Genomic DNA, 14824 nt, shown 5'->3' with positions numbered 1-14824 from the left:
CACTCTGCCCCTATGTCAAAACGTCATCCGATCATCGCGGTTACCGGCTCCTCGGGTGCCGGTACCACCACCACTGGCCAGATCTTCAGCCGGCTGTTTGCCAGTGAAGGTATCCGGGCGGCCACGGTCAGCGGCGACAGCTTTCACCGCTACAACCGTGAGCAGATGGCCCGGCTGGCGGCCAAAGGCCAGTTCGGGGAGCGCAACCACTTCGCCCTGGCGGCCAACCACATCGACAAGCTCGAAGCCCTGTTTTACGACTATGGCCATACTGGCAACGGCCGCTATCGGCAGTACGTGCACGACGAGGATCGGGACCTGGTCGCCGCTGGCCACAAACCCGGAACCTTCACCCCCTGGGGCCCGCTGCCACCGGAAACCGATCTGCTGTTCTACGAGGGCCTGCACGGGGGTGTGGTGAGCGACACCTACAACATCGCCCAGTACGTGGACCTGCTGATCGGGGTGGTGCCGATCGTCAACCTGGAGTGGATCCAGAAGATCCACCGGGACACCCACAAGCGCGGCTACAGCCAGGAAGCCGTGGTGGAGACTATCATCAACCGTATGGACGACTACGTGCACGACATCGTGCCCCAGTTCTCCCACACCCACATCAACTTCCAGCGCATTCCGCTGGTGGACACGTCCAACCCGTTTGTCGTCCGTGACGTGCCCACCGAAGACGAAAGCATGATCGTGATCCGGTTCCGGGATACCTCGGAGGTGTCGTTCTCGTACCTGTTGCAGGTGATCCCTGGCAGCTCCCTCTCTCGCCATGACACCCTGGTAATTCCAGGCACAAAAATGCCGCTGGCCATGGACCTTATCGTCAGGCCCATGGTGCAGCGGCTGATGGCGAGAAAGCCCTTCGCCTGAATGGTCGGGCTCAGGCGGTAAGGCGACCGTCCCGGTAGTCCCTGAGCGTCTGCTCGATTTCCTCGCGGGTGTTCATCACGAACGGCCCGTATTGGACCACTGGTTCGCCAATGGGCTTGCCAGCGATCAGCAGCAGCCGTGCGCCCTCCGCTCCCGCCGACAACGTGATCTCGTCGCCCTTGCCGAGGACAGACGCCGCGCTCCGTTTCAGGGCCGATTCACCCAGGTGGGCGGTCCCCTCGTACAGATACAGCATGCCGTTGTGGGTTCCGGGGATCGGCAGTGTCACGGTGCCTTCAGGCTTCAGGTGAATATCCGCATACAGCGGCTGGGTGCTGCGCCCCGGCATGGCGCCCAGGTGAGTTTCCCCGCCAACCTGCAGCGTACCGGCGATCAGCTTCACGGTACCGCCGGAGAACGCGATGACCGGGATTTCCTCGGGCTGGATGTCCCGGTAACCCGCTTCCACCATCTTTTCGGCCGCTGGCAGATTCAGCCAAAGCTGGAACCCTCGCATCACACCTTCTTCCTGCTGGGGCATCTCGGAGTGGATGATGCCGCGCCCGGCGGTCATCCACTGCACGCCGCCGTTGCGCAGATCGCCCCGGTTACCAAGGTGGTCCTCATGCAGCATGTGGCCCTCGATCATGTAGGTGACGGTCTCAAAACCACGGTGGGGGTGCGAAGGAAAGCCGGCGATGTAATCGGCCGCTTCCGCCGAGCCGAATTCGTCGAGCATCAGAAATGGATCCAGGCGGATGCTCTGATGCTGGCCGATGGAGCGCTTAATGCGCACGCCAGCGCCATCGGAGGTTTCCAGGGCCGGGATTGTCTGTTTCAGGGAACGCTGGGTCATGATGTCCTCCTCTCGTTAACCAATAACACTATTAGAACGGGACAGGAGGCGAGAATAAAACGCAGAAATCTGGCGGGTGGGATCAAAAAAACTGAAGGATCGGTGGTGGCCGGACTGGGCCACCACCGATCACCAGTTATTCCACGTTGCGGGAATAGAAGATTTCAAGCATTTCCCGACGCAGACGGTCCTCAATGGACTGGGCTTCCTTCGGGTCGAGGTCGCTGGCATTGACGCCAAACACGTAGTTATCCAGGTTGAAGTTCTTCAGCATCATCTTGGTGTGGAACAGGTTCTCCTGGTACACGTTCACGTCGATCATCTGATACGCGTTCTGGGTATCCTCGGTCAGATAGTTCTGGATCGAGTTGATGTCGTGATCGATGTAGTGCTTGGTGCCGTCGACATCGCGAGTGAAACCGCGCACCCGGTAATCCACGGTGACCACGTCGGAGTCGAAGCTGTGGATCAGATAGTTCAAGACCTTCAGTGGCGAGATCAGGCCACAGGTGGAGACATCGATGTCGGCCCGGAAGGTGCTAACGCCGTCGTGGGGGTGGCTTTCCGGATAGGTATGCACGGTCACGTGGCTTTTGTCGAGATGCGCGACAATGGTATCGGGCAGCGGGCCGGGGGATTCCTCGTTGTCGGGCTCCTCGCCGCTGGTCAGTTCGTGCTCGGCAATCAGCATGGTCACTGAAGCGCCGTGAGGCTCGTAGTCCTGGCGTGCAATGTTAAGCACGTTGGCGCCAATGATCTTGACCACATCAGTGAGGATCTGGGTCAGACGCTCGGCGTTGTACATCTCGTCGATGTAATCAATGTAGGCCAGGCGCTGCTCTTCGGTCTGCGCATAACAGATGTCGTAGATATTAAAGCTCAGGGATTTGGTCAGATTGTTGAAACCATGCAGCTGGAGTTTTGATTCCATGCTCAGCCCCTCCCGATCGTGGAGATGAATGTCTTCAGGGCCCTGTCTGTTGGGTCCTGCCGAGGCCGCCACCGACTACTGACCGGGTTGTTCACCTTTTGCGCAGACCGGCGGAGAGGGTGCGTATTATGCACACCGCAGGTGATGTTGAATAGTATTCGCAAGGACATTTTAGCATCCGTGATTTCCGTTGCATTCCGGGCGTGGCGGCCGCTCCGGAGCACCGGTATGAGCCGAGCCTCAGGCACCGGCTTCCGCTGCGGTGCCGGCCTCATGAACCTCGTAGCTGTGGCTGATCTCCACGCCCGCTTTTTCCAGCATGATCGAAGCGGAGCAGTATTTTTCCGCTGACAGGCTCACCGCGCGCTTAACCAGGCTCTCCTTGAGGTTGTGGCCGGTAACCACGAAATGGAGGTGAATGCGGGTGAATACCGCCGGCACCGCATCGGCCCGCTCTGCCTCCAGCTCCGCGTGGCAGGCGGTCACTTCCTGGCGGCTTTTCTTGAGAATGCTCATAACATCGAACGATGAGCAGCCTCCCAGGCCCATCAGCAGCATTTCCATCGGACGTGGGCCCAGGTTTTCACCGCCGTGATCCGGCGGCCCGTCCAGCTGCACGCTGTGGCCACTGCCGCTGGTAGTTCTGAAACTGGCGTTGCCGGTCCAGTCGACGGTTGCTTTCATGGGGCTTTCTCCCTGGTGGTTGCGGGGGCCGGTTGTGGCGACGGCCCGGATAACGACGATATGAGCCCGGATGCTAGCATAACCGGCTGTCAGGGGCAGCCGGGCAGGTGGTTTCCGGATACATGTTGTATACTCTTTCCGGTTGCCCGAAACAGGCCTTCTTGTTATAAGTTGCGCAGTTTTGCAAGAAAAAACACCAAACCCGCAGGGAAAGCCGGGTGAATAAAAAAACACTGGGATCCGCCAGCATCTGAGGAGGCACGACTCGCATTATGGCCACTATCGTCAAGCCGGTTGAGCAGAAAACCAAGCATCTCGACTATTTCCTTTCGCAGTGCCATCGCCGCCGTTATCCAGCCAAGAGCACCATTATCTACGCCGGTGACAAGAGCGATTCCCTGTTCTACATCGTCAAGGGATCAGTGACCGTCATCATCGAGGACGACGATGGCCGCGAAATGATCATGGCCTACCTCAACGCCGGTGATTTCTTTGGTGAAATGGGGCTGTTCGACAACATGGACTCCCGAAGCGCCTGGGTGAAGGCCAAAACCGAGTGCGAAGTGGCGGAAATCAGCTACACCAAGTTCCGGGAAATCGCCCAGCAGGACCCCCGGGTGCTGTACTTCATCGGCGAGCAGATGGCGTCCCGTTTGCGCCAGACCACCCGTAAGGTTGGCGACCTGGCGTTTCTCGACGTGACTGGCCGCGTTGCCCGTACCCTGCTGGACCTGTGCAAGGAGCCGGATGCCATGACGCATCCGGACGGCATGCAGATCAAAATCACCCGTCAGGAAATCGGCCGCATTGTGGGTTGTTCCCGGGAGATGGTGGGTCGGGTCCTGAAGACCCTGGAAGACCAGGGGCTGGTACGCGTAAAGGGGAAGACCATGGTGGTGTACGGCACCCGCTAGCAGAATCGGTACTCGAACAGCCGGAAAAGGCCGCTGCAGACAGCGGCCTTTTTTGTGGGCCGGGCGTTCAGGCCTGGCTGATGATGAATGACCGGACGGCGCCGGATACCGCTTCAGGCTGCGTCAACAGGGCCCAGTGGGGCGCATCGAGTTCCCGAACGGTCAGTTTGCCGGCCCACCGCTCCAGGTGCTCGTTCAAGTGCGGTCGAACATAGGCATCCCGGGTTGGCACCAGTACCTGCACGGGGCATGTTGCTACCCTGCGGCGTGGCCTCAGCAGCCTTGGCAGGAAATTGGCCCGGTAGAGTTTCACTCCGTAGGCCCCGTCCGCCTTCTGTGCGTCGCTGAAACGGGCATCGGTGACCTGCTCCCGGGTCCGGAGGTAGTCCGGCCAGTAGCGGTCCAGTCCGGCATTCCAGATGGCCTCGGGTAACAGCGGAATCTGGAACAGGAACACATACCAGGAACTGGCGAACTGCCGCAGGACCTTGCCGAGCCCCTCCGCCCCGGGTGTCGCCAGCTGGCTCCGGATCCAGAAACCGACGTGGTCCAGGCAGGGACCGGAGATGGAGGTGAAGGACCGGATACGCCCCTGCAGCGGACCTCCGGTGACCGACTCCCAGCTCTGGATCGAGCCCCAGTCGTGGGCCACCAGGTGAAACTCCCGGCCGGGAATCAGCGTGTCCACCACCGCTTGCAGATCGCTGGCCAGCGCAGTTAGTCGATAGTCCCGGGTGCGTCGGGGCTTGTCAGACCGGCCGGCACCGCGAACATCGTAGCGGATCACCAGGTAGTCCCGGCTCAGGGCGGAGGCTACCTGATCCCATACCTGATGATTGTCTGGGTAACCGTGCACCAGCACCAGTGGCGTGGCCTCCGGATGGCCCTCCGCGACGGCGTGGATAACAAGATCTCCGCTGGTAATCCAGTGTGCTCTCTGTTCCTTCACGATGTGGGCCTGCGTGGCTGAAGATGACAGACCCAGAGTAACCACGAGGCTGGGCCGACCCTATGGCAGAGCGGGCCAACTGCCATGCCGCCGGTGTCAGTCGGCCAGGGCCACTGATTTGATCTGCATCCACACCGACCGACCTGGCGCCAATGCCAACTGGTCCACGGCTCTCGTGGTGAGGCGGGCCAGCACCGGGGTTGGTCCTGCGAGCAGCCTTGCAATGCTGATGCCGGGGGTGACATCCGGTTCGATCCGGTCAATGGTCGCCGGAATCAGGTTCTGGATGCTCTGGTTCGGGTGCCGGTCGAGCGCCAGGCTGATGTCCCGGGCCAGCAGCCGGACACGCACCCGGTCTCCGGGTTGCATACCGTTGTCGCGGCCCAGCCAGAGCGTTCCGCCATTGAACTCGAAACGGGCCAGATGCCAGTGCTCGTCCAGCTCGGCGATGGTGCCTTCCACCAGGACGCCGGCGTCGTCGTCGAGACGAAACGGGTTATCCAGCCGGGACAGGGTTTCCCGCATGGGGCCTTTGGCCACTACCTTGCCATCCTCAAGCACCACCAGGTGGTCCGCGAGGCGGGCCACCTCAGCCGTGGAGTGGGATACGTAAACAATCGGAATGGCCAGGGCGTCCCTCAGGCGTTCCAGATAGGGCAGGATGTCCTGTTTGCTGACCTTGTCGAGCGCGGACAGGGGTTCGTCCATCAGCAGTAGCCTGGGGCTGGTGAGCAGGGCGCGGGCAATGGCCACCCGCTGGCGCTCGCCGCCCGAGAGTCCCGCTGGCATTCGGGTCAGGTGGGTCTCAAGGCCCAGCCAGCTCACGGCGTCGTCAAAGCTGATCTGGCGCTGCGCTGCCGGGATGCGCCGATACCCGAATTCCAGGTTCTTGCGTACGTTCAGGTGGGGAAACAGGTGGGTTTCCTGGAAGACATAGGCCAGTGGACGTTTGTGCACCGGAAGGAACGTTCGCGGCGTTTGCCAGGGCTCGCCCAGCACGGTCATGGTGCCGTCGGCACTGTGCAGGCCGGCCATGCAGCGCAACAGCGTGGTCTTGCCACACCCCGAGTGGCCGAACAGGGCAGTGATACCGGTCCCGGGCAGGGTCAGGTCAACGTTCAGGGTAAAGCCCGGAAAAGCGCAGCGGAAGCGGGCGCAGATGGAGTCGCTGGCGCTCATCGCAGGGCTCCCGAACGGGCCTTGCCGTTCAGCGCGTAGAGGGTGACCAATACCACAAAGGAGAAAACCACCATGCCTGCGGACAGCCAGTGGGCTTCAAGGTATTCCAGGGACTCCACGTGATCGTAGATGGCGACTGACAGTACCTTGGTTTCGCCGGGAATGTTGCCGCCAATCATCAGGATCACGCCAAACTCACCAATGGTGTGCGCGAACGTCAGCACGGCGGCGGTCAGGAAACCGTTTCGCGCCAGGGGCACGGCAACGAACAGAAACCGGTCCCAGGGGGCTGCACGCAGGGTGGCGGCCACTTCCAGAAACCGGTCGCCCACCGATTCGAAGGCGTTCTGCAGTGGCTGGACGGTAAATGGCAGGGAGTAGATCACCGAGGCCACCACCAGACCCTCGAACGTAAACGGTAACAGTCCGATGCCGAGCGCCTCGGTCAACTGGCCGACCCAGCCTTCGGGGCCCATAACCAGCAGCAGGTAGAAACCAAGCACGGTGGGTGGCAGCACCAGGGGCAGCGCGACGATGGCCGCGATTGGCTGGCGCAGCCAGTGCTCGGTGCGGGCCAGCCACCAGGCAATGGGCGTGCCCACAAGCAGCAGCAAAAGGGTGGTGGTGGTGGCCAGCTTGAGGGTCAGCCAGACCGGGTCCCAATAGGTTTCAAGCATCACTCAGCCGTTGTCTGTCCGATGTCGTAGCCATAGTCGCGAATAATGGCCATGGCCGCTTCTGACTGCAGGAACGCCATCCATGACCGGGCGGCGTCATTATCGGCGCCATGGGCAAGCAGGATCACCTGCTGGTCAATGGGCTGGTATAAACGTTGCGGGATCTGCCAAAGGGTGCCCCGCTCTTCCGGCGTCAGCGCCGCCTCCCAGGCGATGACCTGGGACATTGCAACGAAGCCTGCCTGGGCGTTGCGGCTGACCACAAACTGGAACGCCTGGGCGATGGAGTCTCCGCGCACGAGTTTGGTCTGCAGCGGCTGCCATAGGCCAAGATGTTCCAGAACCTGGCGGGCAGCCAGGCCGTAGGGCGCGGTCTTGGGATTGGCCATGGCCAGCCGCGCGAAGGACTGCTCTTCTAGATAGACCTCGCCACTGCTGAACGCGTCCTTTGTCGGGCTCCAGAGCGCGAGTCTGCCTCGGGCGTAGGTAAATCGGCTGCCCCGGACTCCGGCTCCGTCCCGTTCGATCAGCTCTGGTCGCCGGGCGTCGGCCGCCATGAAAACGTCGAACGGTGCCCCGTTGCGAATCTGTGCGTAAAGCTTGCCGGTGGAACCGAAACTGGCCGAGACCCTGTGGCCGGTGTCGGCCTCGAAGCGCTTGATCAGATCCCGGGTGGTGTCGGTAAAGTTGGCGGCCACGCCAAGACTGACTTCACCCGCAATGGCCAGCGTACCCGCCGCCCAGAGCAGCACCGTCATCGTGAACGTCGTCCATGGCCCGGGGCGGAACAGGCGTTGGGCGTCTCGGGGCTCTGGCATGGCGCAGGACTTACTGTTAGGCGGCTGACTGACCGGCTTGATTTTCCCTGTACAGACACAGGGAATGCAAGTACTGCCAGACTTCGTCGCGGTTGATTTCGTTGAGCATCTCATGGCGCCCGCCCTCAAACAACCGCAGGGTCACGTTCTCGATGCCTGCCTCGCGAATGGCCTGGAAATGACGGCGGACGCCCCGCCCCATTTCCCCGACCGGGTCCGCCGTGCCGGAGAAGAGGTGCACGGGCAGGTTCTTCCGCCAGAGCGAGGGGCGAATGCCGAGCATGCCTCCGATGAAATCCTGCCAGAGCCCCACCGTACAGGTGAAGCCGCAGAGCGGATCGGCAATGTAGCGGTCAACCTGTTCCGGATCGCGGCTCAGCCAGTCCGCCGAAGTCCGGTTAGGGCGGAACCGGTGGTTGAACTGGTCGAAGGTCAGCCGTGCCACCAGTCGGCTGCGGTGGCCTTTGCCCCGCACCAGCCGGATCAGGCGAACCAGCGCCCCGGACGCCAGCAGCTGGCGGCGATCAATCCGGTTGGTGGCGCTCAGGATCAGGCTGTCCAGGGTATCACCGTGCTGCTGCGCGTAGCTCTGTGCGATGAACGAGCCCATGCTGTGCCCCAACAGGTGCAGCGGCAACCCGGGGAAACGGGCCCGAGCGTACTGGATGACCTGATGCAGGTCAGAGATGACCCTGAGCCAGCCCCGGGTGTCGGCGTAATGGCCAAGGGCTGTCGCCGGACAACCGGTGCCGTGGCCGCGATGATGGTAGGTGATGACTGCCAGGCCCCGGTCCGCGAGCCAGCGGGCCAGGGGCGCGTAGCGGTCACCGTGTTCGGCCATGCCATGGCTGATCACCAGAACGCCGGCAGGGTTGGCGGGTGTCGTCAGGCTGCCAGTGATGGTGTGCTGGTCAGGGGTGTCCAGACTCAGTGGGTGTGTGTCGGTCATATCCGCCCGGTTCCTTGTTGTTGTCGTCCTTTGCCGGGCGCTGCCACTCCGGCGGTTTCCAAAGATGGGTAAGGCGAGACCATAATCCGCCCGGTCGGGCCATGTCGCGGAACAGGTCCACGTATTCGTGGGTCCAGAGCACAATCAGGTTGGTGGAGTCGACGGGGCGGGTGATGCCGTACACCGGCGGTTCCTGCGCTTTTTCGTCCACGAAGGTGCCGAACAGCCGGTCCCAGATGATGAGCGTACCGCCGTAGTTGCGGTCGATGTAGCCAGGATTGCGGCCATGGTGTACGCGGTGGTGGCTGGGAGTGTTGAAGATCGCCTCGACCCAGGCCGGCAGTTTGCCCACCAGCGTGGTGTGGATGAAAAACTGGTACACCAGCGACAATGCATAGGCGACACCAATCCAAACAGGATTGAAACCAATCAGCGCCATGGGCAGGTAGAACACCCACATGCCGTTGAAAATGTTGGTGGCGTTCTGGCGCATGGCGGTGGAGAAGTTCATACGCTCCGATGAGTGATGGACCACGTGTGCCGCCCAGAACCAGCGCACCCGGTGGCTCGCCCGATGCATCCAGTAGAAGCAGAAATCCACACCCAGAAAAGTGAGGAAGGCGGTGAGCCCATTCAGTTCCAGGTCCAGCAGGCGGTAGTGGTAACACAGGGCGTATACGGGAAACGCGATGATCCCCGCGAACAGCAGTTCGGTAATCTGGTAGCCGGCACCCAGGGCAAAATTCCTTACCGCTTCGCGGGCATCCATCAGGCAGGGGTTATGGCGTATCCGCAGGTATTCCCACAGGGTCACGGCAATGAACAGGGGGGTGGCAATCACGAAGATCAGTTGCCGCTCATCCAGCGCCAGCCAGGGCGCCGCCCACTGCCACAGGGACAACAGGCCACTGTCTTCAAGCACTGCCAGCATCATGTCGGTCAGGGCCATGGAACACCGCCGGGGTCAGGGAATGGTGTTGCTATTCTGGCACGGAACCGGCGCCGGGGAATGTCGGTTCCCGCCAGTTCCGTTGACCATTTCCGACAGCCCCGGATCAGCGGCTGGCACCGCCGCCACGGTGGTCCCGGTAGACAGCCGCCAGCGTGGTCAGCTGCGGTTGCCACTGGTCCAGCCAGGCCTGGATGTCCTTGGGGATACGCTTGGCTTTGGGCCAGGGAACCGGGTATTGGGCTGGCTGGAACATGGGCGCAAACAGCGCGGCGGCGGTCAGGTCTGCGCGGGAGAAGCGATCACCCACCAGAAACGACCGGGAGCCATAGATCTGCTCAAGCTCGGTCAGCAGACCCTCCATGGTCAGTCGGGATTGCTCCGCCGTTTTTTCGTTGATTTTCATCCACTGGCGCATCACCTCGTCCACCCGGCTGAAGGCCAGGCTGAGCAGAATGCGATTGTAAAAAGGCGTGCCCGCCGCCAGCATCGGCACTACGACCTTGGGGCGTTTCAGGAAATGGTGGTAGGAGTAGCAGCGAATCGCCGGCCCGGCTTCTTCATCCAGCCGGCGTTCCCAGGCTAGGGTCTGCTCGCGCTCGACCGGATCGGCCGGGGTCAGTGGATGCTCCGGAAAGGTTTCATCCAGGTAGTCCAGTATGCGGGAGGACCCCTGGACAACCTGGCCGTCGTGATCAATCACCGGCACTGACGACTCGCGTCCGGTCAGCCGGCGAATCGTCTTGATGTGCTGGCCGGGCAACAGATTGACTGTCTCATGGTTGATGCCCTTGTAATCCAGGGCCCAGCGAACCTTTTCGCAGTAGTGGGAAATGGCAAATTGGTAGAGTTTCAGCGCCATGGCGGCCTCCTGATGGTTTGGGCTAGCATACTGCCGACGCCGCCGGATAAGAAGCTTGGGATGTCATGGCATTGGCCTGTGGTGGCCGGGCCATTTAAACTGTGGTCCGAACATCATGCGAACAAGGGAACTGACCATGTATTTACGACGAGTTCTGACGCTGTCCGTCGTTACCTGTGCCGGGTGGCTGGCCTCCGCCTGCTCGACGCTGCCCGGAGGCAATACCAAAAGCGCACCCGAAACCTCCTTCGGAACCTACCATTGCGGCCAGCTGGAGATCCAGGTGGCTGGCACCGAGGGCAGCGATCTGCTCGGAATCAATTACCTCGACCGCCGCCTGCTACTTAAACCCGCGGTAAGCGCCTCCGGAGCACTGTATGTGGCGCCCGGCGATGACAACACCCGGTTCTGGAGCAAAGGCCAGCGGGCGACCCTGACCATCGGCGGGCGGTCCTACCCGGAATGCCTGAAGCCCGGCGATATCGAGATGCCCTTTGAAGCCCGGGGCAACGAGCCATTCTGGCACGCCACCATTGAAGACGGGGAACTGCTGCTGACCCGCCCCTTCGAAGAGCGGGGTACCCGCCGGCTGCCAGTGACCCTGGATACCGCTAACCGGCACGGTCGAACCTACACAACGACCGTTGATGAACTGGACGTGAGCCTGACCATCGCACGGCAGCTCTGCCAGGACAGCATGTCCGGCGCCCAGTATCCGGCCCAGGTTCGCCTGACTGTGGATGGCGAGTCCTACAGCGGCTGCGGTGGCGACCGTCAGCGCCTGTTCCGGGGAGCCGTCTGGATTGTCGAGGATATCGGCGACACCGGTATCATTGACCGCTCGCGAGTCACCATCGAGTTTCTCGACAACAACCGCATCGCCGGCCGGGCGTCCTGCAACCACTACACCGGCAGTTATGCGCTCAGGGGCGAGGGCATTGAAGTGGGACCGGTAGCGGCCACGCGCATGGCCTGTGCACCAGCTCTGATGACCCAGGAACAGAGGTTCCTGGATATTCTTCAGGCGGCTACGGACATCCGCATCGGGCAACAGGGGGAGTTGCTGCTGACTTCCGCCGGGGGAAAGGTTATCCGCGCATTTCAATCCGACCAGGACAGCCCGTAGCGGCCGAGGATCTGTTCGGCCCGGCCAGAGGCCTGCAGGGCCCGAGTGCCCTCGGACAGCAGGGTGGCCAGCCGCAGGGACTCATCGCGGGCTGGTGAGAAGGCGACATACAGAGGCGATTGGTGGAGCACGGCGGCCAATCTGAGCGTCCGGGTATCGCCGCCCTGTGCCAGTTCCCAGGCCATGACAAAGCGGTCCTCGGGGAATACATCGGAGCGTCGCTTGTACAGCAATTCGATGGCCCGCCCCAGGGGGGCCGGCCCGGACAGGATCCAGACCCGCTCGGGATCGTCCTGGTAGCGGGTAATGTAGGCATCCAGTTCCGGCGAGTAGGCATAGCCGTTGATGGCAAGCAGGATGACGCCGGCCAGGGATTCGACGCCGGCGTATTGCCAGTCGCTGTCCGGATGGGTGTAGAGGGCGATGGTGGTATGGCCGATGGCTTCCTCCGGAAACACGAAATCCGGGGCATCCGCCGGCAGTGCGCCCACCACGGCGTCCATATGGCCTTCCCGGGCCAGTTGCAGGGCCCGCGCCCAGCTCATGTTGACGTATTCCACTTCGATGCCCGCCCGGGCAAACGCTTCCCGGGTAATGTCGATCATGTAGCCCTCATGATCGGTACCGGCCTCGCAGTTGTGCGGGCACCAGGGGTCGGCGGCAATGGTGATGGTCCGGGGTGACCGTGGCGCCGGTTCTGGCTCAGGTTCTAACTCCGGTTCTGACTCCGGTTCTAACCCCGTGGCGGTCTCGGCCGCCACTTCCATGACCGGAACGGGGGGATCCTCAGGCTCCGAGCAGGCAGCCAGGAACAGGGCCAAGCAGCAGAACAGGATTCTTGCCACGATCTTCGTTCCAGCAGGGAAGGGATACTTCTCCTGTAAGCATAGTTCGTGGCGCGTCTTTTGTAACGGTCGCCTGGCTTCAGGCGGCGTTTTTGTCCCGATCGGCAGACGCTGCCGTGGGCACCAGGGCCCGCGCCAGATCCTTCATGTGCAGTGTGCCTACCTGTTCGCCCTCCCGCATTACCCGGAAACACAGGGTCATGTCACCCTCAGACACCTTGAGCACGGTTTCGAGGTTGTCCTGCTCGGTGACATCGCCGGCGTAGTTGTTGTCGCCGGCCTGACCGGATTTGCTCATGATCGAGCGCACCCGGAGTACCCGGGCCCGGTTGATATCGCTGATGAAGTCGACAATGTAGGGATCGTTCGGCTCCAGCAGTATGTGCTGCGGGTCGCCCTGCTGCACCACCTCGCCGTCCTTCAGGATCACCAGATGATCGGCAAGCTTAAGCGCTTCGTCGAGATCGTGGGTGATGAACACTATGGTCTTATGCAGCTCACCCTGCAGTTCCAGGAGCAGATCCTGCATGTCGGAGCGGATCAGCGGGTCCAGTGCCGAGAAGGCCTCGTCCATCAGCATGATCGGGGCGTCGGAGACCAGCGCCCGGGCAATGCCCACCCGCTGCTGCATGCCGCCGGAGAGCTGGTGTGGGTACTGGTGTTCGTTGCCCTCCAGGCCCACCCGGGCCAGCCACTTGCGGGCATCCGCCTCGAAATCCGAGGTGGTGTAGCCGCGAATGTCCTTGGCCATGCCGGCGTTTTCCAGCACGGTTTTGTGAGGCAACAGGGCGAACTTCTGGAACACCATCGACATGCGTTCACGGCGAAGGCGGCGCAGCTGTTCCTCCGAATAGCTCATGACATCCTCGCCATCCACCCGGATCTCGCCCGCCGTGGGGTCAATCAGGCGGTTTAGGTGGCGGATCAGCGTGGACTTACCTGAGCCGGAGAGGCCCATGATCACGGTGATCTCGCCATCGTGCATATCCACGTTGATGTCCCGCAGACCAAGCACGTGTTTCTGCTGCTCCAGCAGTCCCGCCTTCCCCATGCCCTTGCGCACGTATTCCAGAGCCACGTCCGGGCTCGGACCGAAGATCTTGTAGAGGTTCCGGATCGAAATCTTGATGTCTTTTGCCATGATCTGGCTCCTCACTGCTTCTGGGAAACGTTGATTCGGGCAAGCGATGCCTTGGTCACCCGGTCAAGGATCACGGCCAGGATGACAATGCCGAGACCGGACACCAGGCCCACGCCCAGTTCCAGGTTGCGGATGCCCCGGAGTACCAGCACCCCGAGACCGGGTGCAGACACGAGCGAGGCAATCACCACCATGGCCAGGCTCATCATGATGGTCTGGTTGACCCCGGCCATGATGTTGGGCAGCGCCAGGGGTATCTGTACCTTGTACAGCTTCTGGCGCGGGGTCATGCCAAAGGCGTCGGCGGCCTCGATCACATCCTTGTCCACCAGGCGGATGCCCAGGTTGGTCAGCCGGATCACCGGCACGATGGCGTACAGGATGATGGCGATGCCGTAGAGTTTCGATTCGGTGACGCTGAACAGAAAGATCAGCGGTATCAGATACACGAAGGGGGGCAGGGTCTGCAGCATGTCGAGTATGGGTACGATCATGCGCTGCAGGGTGTTGCTTCGTGCCATGGCAATGCCGATGGGCACCCCCATCAACACGCACAGGAAGGCGCATACAAAAATGATCGCCAGCGTCTGCATGGCGTAGTCGTAGTGGTCGATGAACGCCAGCAGCATGACACTGCCGCCCACGAACGCCACCAGCTTCCAGGATTTGGTGACCAGAAAAACGATGCCCAGCAGAACCGGAATAACGATCCACCAGGGCGTGTTCAGCATGGCGTACAGGGCACCGTCCAGGAACCAGCTGAGAGGCTGGGTCAGCGGATCAAGCACCAGGCTGAGGCTGTCCTTGATCGCCAGGAAACCCTGTTCCAGCCCCTTGGTCAGCTCCCTGGACTGCGGAAACGCGGCGCAGGATTCGTTCAATGCATCCATCGACGGGAACGGCAGTTCCCAGATGGAAGGGTCTTCGGCTTCCTTGCCCTTGGTTTTAGCCAGCAGATCGGCCATCGACATGGGGCCGTCACTCTTGCCTTCGGAGCACCAGTCCTCAAGGCCGAGGGCGGAAAACAGTGGGTCGTAGGTTGCCATGGGCGTTCAGTCTCTCCTG

16 protein-coding genes are annotated in these 14824 nt (G+C 61.8%); 3 read left to right on the top strand and 13 right to left on the bottom strand.

The window, feature by feature from the left end:
- The first annotated feature begins 12 nt into the window (after positions 1–12).
- The gene (locus BM344_RS08620) at positions 13–879 is read left to right on the top strand and encodes a phosphoribulokinase (protein WP_091988327.1); all 867 of its coding nucleotides are present in this window, start codon (positions 13–15) and stop codon (positions 877–879) included.
- 10 nt (positions 880–889) lie between these two features.
- Here BM344_RS08620 and BM344_RS08615 read toward each other — a convergent pair whose 3' ends face one another.
- The 3 genes from BM344_RS08615 to BM344_RS08605 all read right to left on the bottom strand — a co-directional run bounded on the left by BM344_RS08615 (position 890) and on the right by BM344_RS08605 (position 3350).
- Positions 890–1735, bottom strand: a complete 846-nt coding sequence (locus BM344_RS08615) for a pirin family protein (protein WP_091988324.1) — start codon at positions 1733–1735, stop codon at positions 890–892.
- A 136-nt stretch (positions 1736–1871) separates the two neighbouring features.
- A complete protein-coding gene (speD, locus tag BM344_RS08610; RefSeq protein ID WP_091988321.1) occupies positions 1872–2666 on the bottom strand; it encodes an adenosylmethionine decarboxylase in 795 nt (264 codons plus the stop codon).
- Positions 2667–2906: 240 nt separating this feature from the next.
- On the bottom strand, positions 2907–3350 hold the full coding sequence (locus BM344_RS08605; RefSeq protein ID WP_091988317.1) for an OsmC family protein: 444 nt from the start codon (positions 3348–3350) through the stop codon (positions 2907–2909).
- Positions 3351–3622: 272 nt separating this feature from the next.
- Between BM344_RS08605 and crp the strand changes: the two genes are divergently transcribed.
- Positions 3623–4264, top strand: coding sequence for a cAMP-activated global transcriptional regulator CRP (gene crp / locus BM344_RS08600; RefSeq protein WP_007153756.1), 642 nt, complete (start codon positions 3623–3625; stop codon positions 4262–4264).
- 67 nt (positions 4265–4331) lie between these two features.
- On the opposite strand, the gene BM344_RS08595 is transcribed toward crp, so the two are convergent.
- The 7 genes from BM344_RS08595 to BM344_RS08565 form a co-directional block, all read right to left on the bottom strand.
- Positions 4332–5213, bottom strand: coding sequence for an alpha/beta fold hydrolase (locus BM344_RS08595; protein WP_091988313.1), 882 nt, complete (start codon positions 5211–5213; stop codon positions 4332–4334).
- A 96-nt stretch (positions 5214–5309) separates the two neighbouring features.
- A complete protein-coding gene (gene modC / locus BM344_RS08590) occupies positions 5310–6392 on the bottom strand; it encodes a molybdenum ABC transporter ATP-binding protein (protein ID WP_091988310.1) in 1083 nt (360 codons plus the stop codon).
- The gene (gene modB / locus BM344_RS08585) at positions 6389–7069 is read right to left on the bottom strand and encodes a molybdate ABC transporter permease subunit (RefSeq protein ID WP_091988306.1); all 681 of its coding nucleotides are present in this window, start codon (positions 7067–7069) and stop codon (positions 6389–6391) included. The genes modC and modB overlap by 4 nt, the downstream gene beginning before the upstream one ends.
- The gene (gene modA, locus BM344_RS08580; protein WP_091988303.1) at positions 7069–7887 is read right to left on the bottom strand and encodes a molybdate ABC transporter substrate-binding protein; all 819 of its coding nucleotides are present in this window, start codon (positions 7885–7887) and stop codon (positions 7069–7071) included. The genes modB and modA overlap by 1 nt, the downstream gene beginning before the upstream one ends.
- Before the next feature lie 16 nt (positions 7888–7903).
- Positions 7904–8836, bottom strand: a complete 933-nt coding sequence (locus BM344_RS08575) for an alpha/beta hydrolase (RefSeq protein WP_091988299.1) — start codon at positions 8834–8836, stop codon at positions 7904–7906.
- Positions 8799–9785, bottom strand: coding sequence for a sterol desaturase family protein (locus BM344_RS08570; protein ID WP_091988297.1), 987 nt, complete (start codon positions 9783–9785; stop codon positions 8799–8801). Before BM344_RS08570 ends, BM344_RS08575 begins: the two co-directional genes overlap by 38 nt.
- A gap of 106 nt (positions 9786–9891) precedes the next feature.
- Positions 9892–10647 (bottom strand): glutathione S-transferase family protein, encoded by a 756-nt coding sequence (locus BM344_RS08565; RefSeq protein WP_091988295.1) that lies wholly within the window; start codon positions 10645–10647, stop codon positions 9892–9894.
- A gap of 136 nt (positions 10648–10783) precedes the next feature.
- On the opposite strand from BM344_RS08565, the gene BM344_RS08560 reads away from it, so the two are divergent.
- Entirely contained in the window at positions 10784–11773 is a 990-nt protein-coding gene (locus tag BM344_RS08560) for an META domain-containing protein (RefSeq protein WP_091988293.1), read from the top strand.
- Here the strand turns inward: BM344_RS08560 and BM344_RS08555 are convergent.
- The 3 genes from BM344_RS08555 to BM344_RS08545 form a co-directional block, all read right to left on the bottom strand.
- Positions 11749–12618 (bottom strand): substrate-binding periplasmic protein, encoded by an 870-nt coding sequence (locus BM344_RS08555; protein WP_091988291.1) that lies wholly within the window; start codon positions 12616–12618, stop codon positions 11749–11751. The two genes, BM344_RS08560 and BM344_RS08555, sit on opposite strands and share 25 nt — an antisense overlap.
- Before the next feature lie 79 nt (positions 12619–12697).
- Complete coding sequence (locus BM344_RS08550) at positions 12698–13759, bottom strand: betaine/proline/choline family ABC transporter ATP-binding protein (protein WP_091988288.1); 1062 nt, start codon at positions 13757–13759, stop codon at positions 12698–12700.
- A gap of 11 nt (positions 13760–13770) precedes the next feature.
- Positions 13771–14805: an ABC transporter permease gene (locus tag BM344_RS08545; protein ID WP_091988286.1), complete on the bottom strand. Its 1035-nt coding sequence runs from the start codon at positions 14803–14805 to the stop codon at positions 13771–13773.
- Positions 14806–14824 lie beyond the last annotated feature (19 nt).

Source organism: Marinobacter gudaonensis, assembly GCF_900115175.1.
GTDB classification, from domain to species: Bacteria; Pseudomonadota; Gammaproteobacteria; order Pseudomonadales; family Oleiphilaceae; genus Marinobacter; species Marinobacter gudaonensis.
This window is presented reverse-complemented; position numbering and strand designations above follow the sequence as displayed.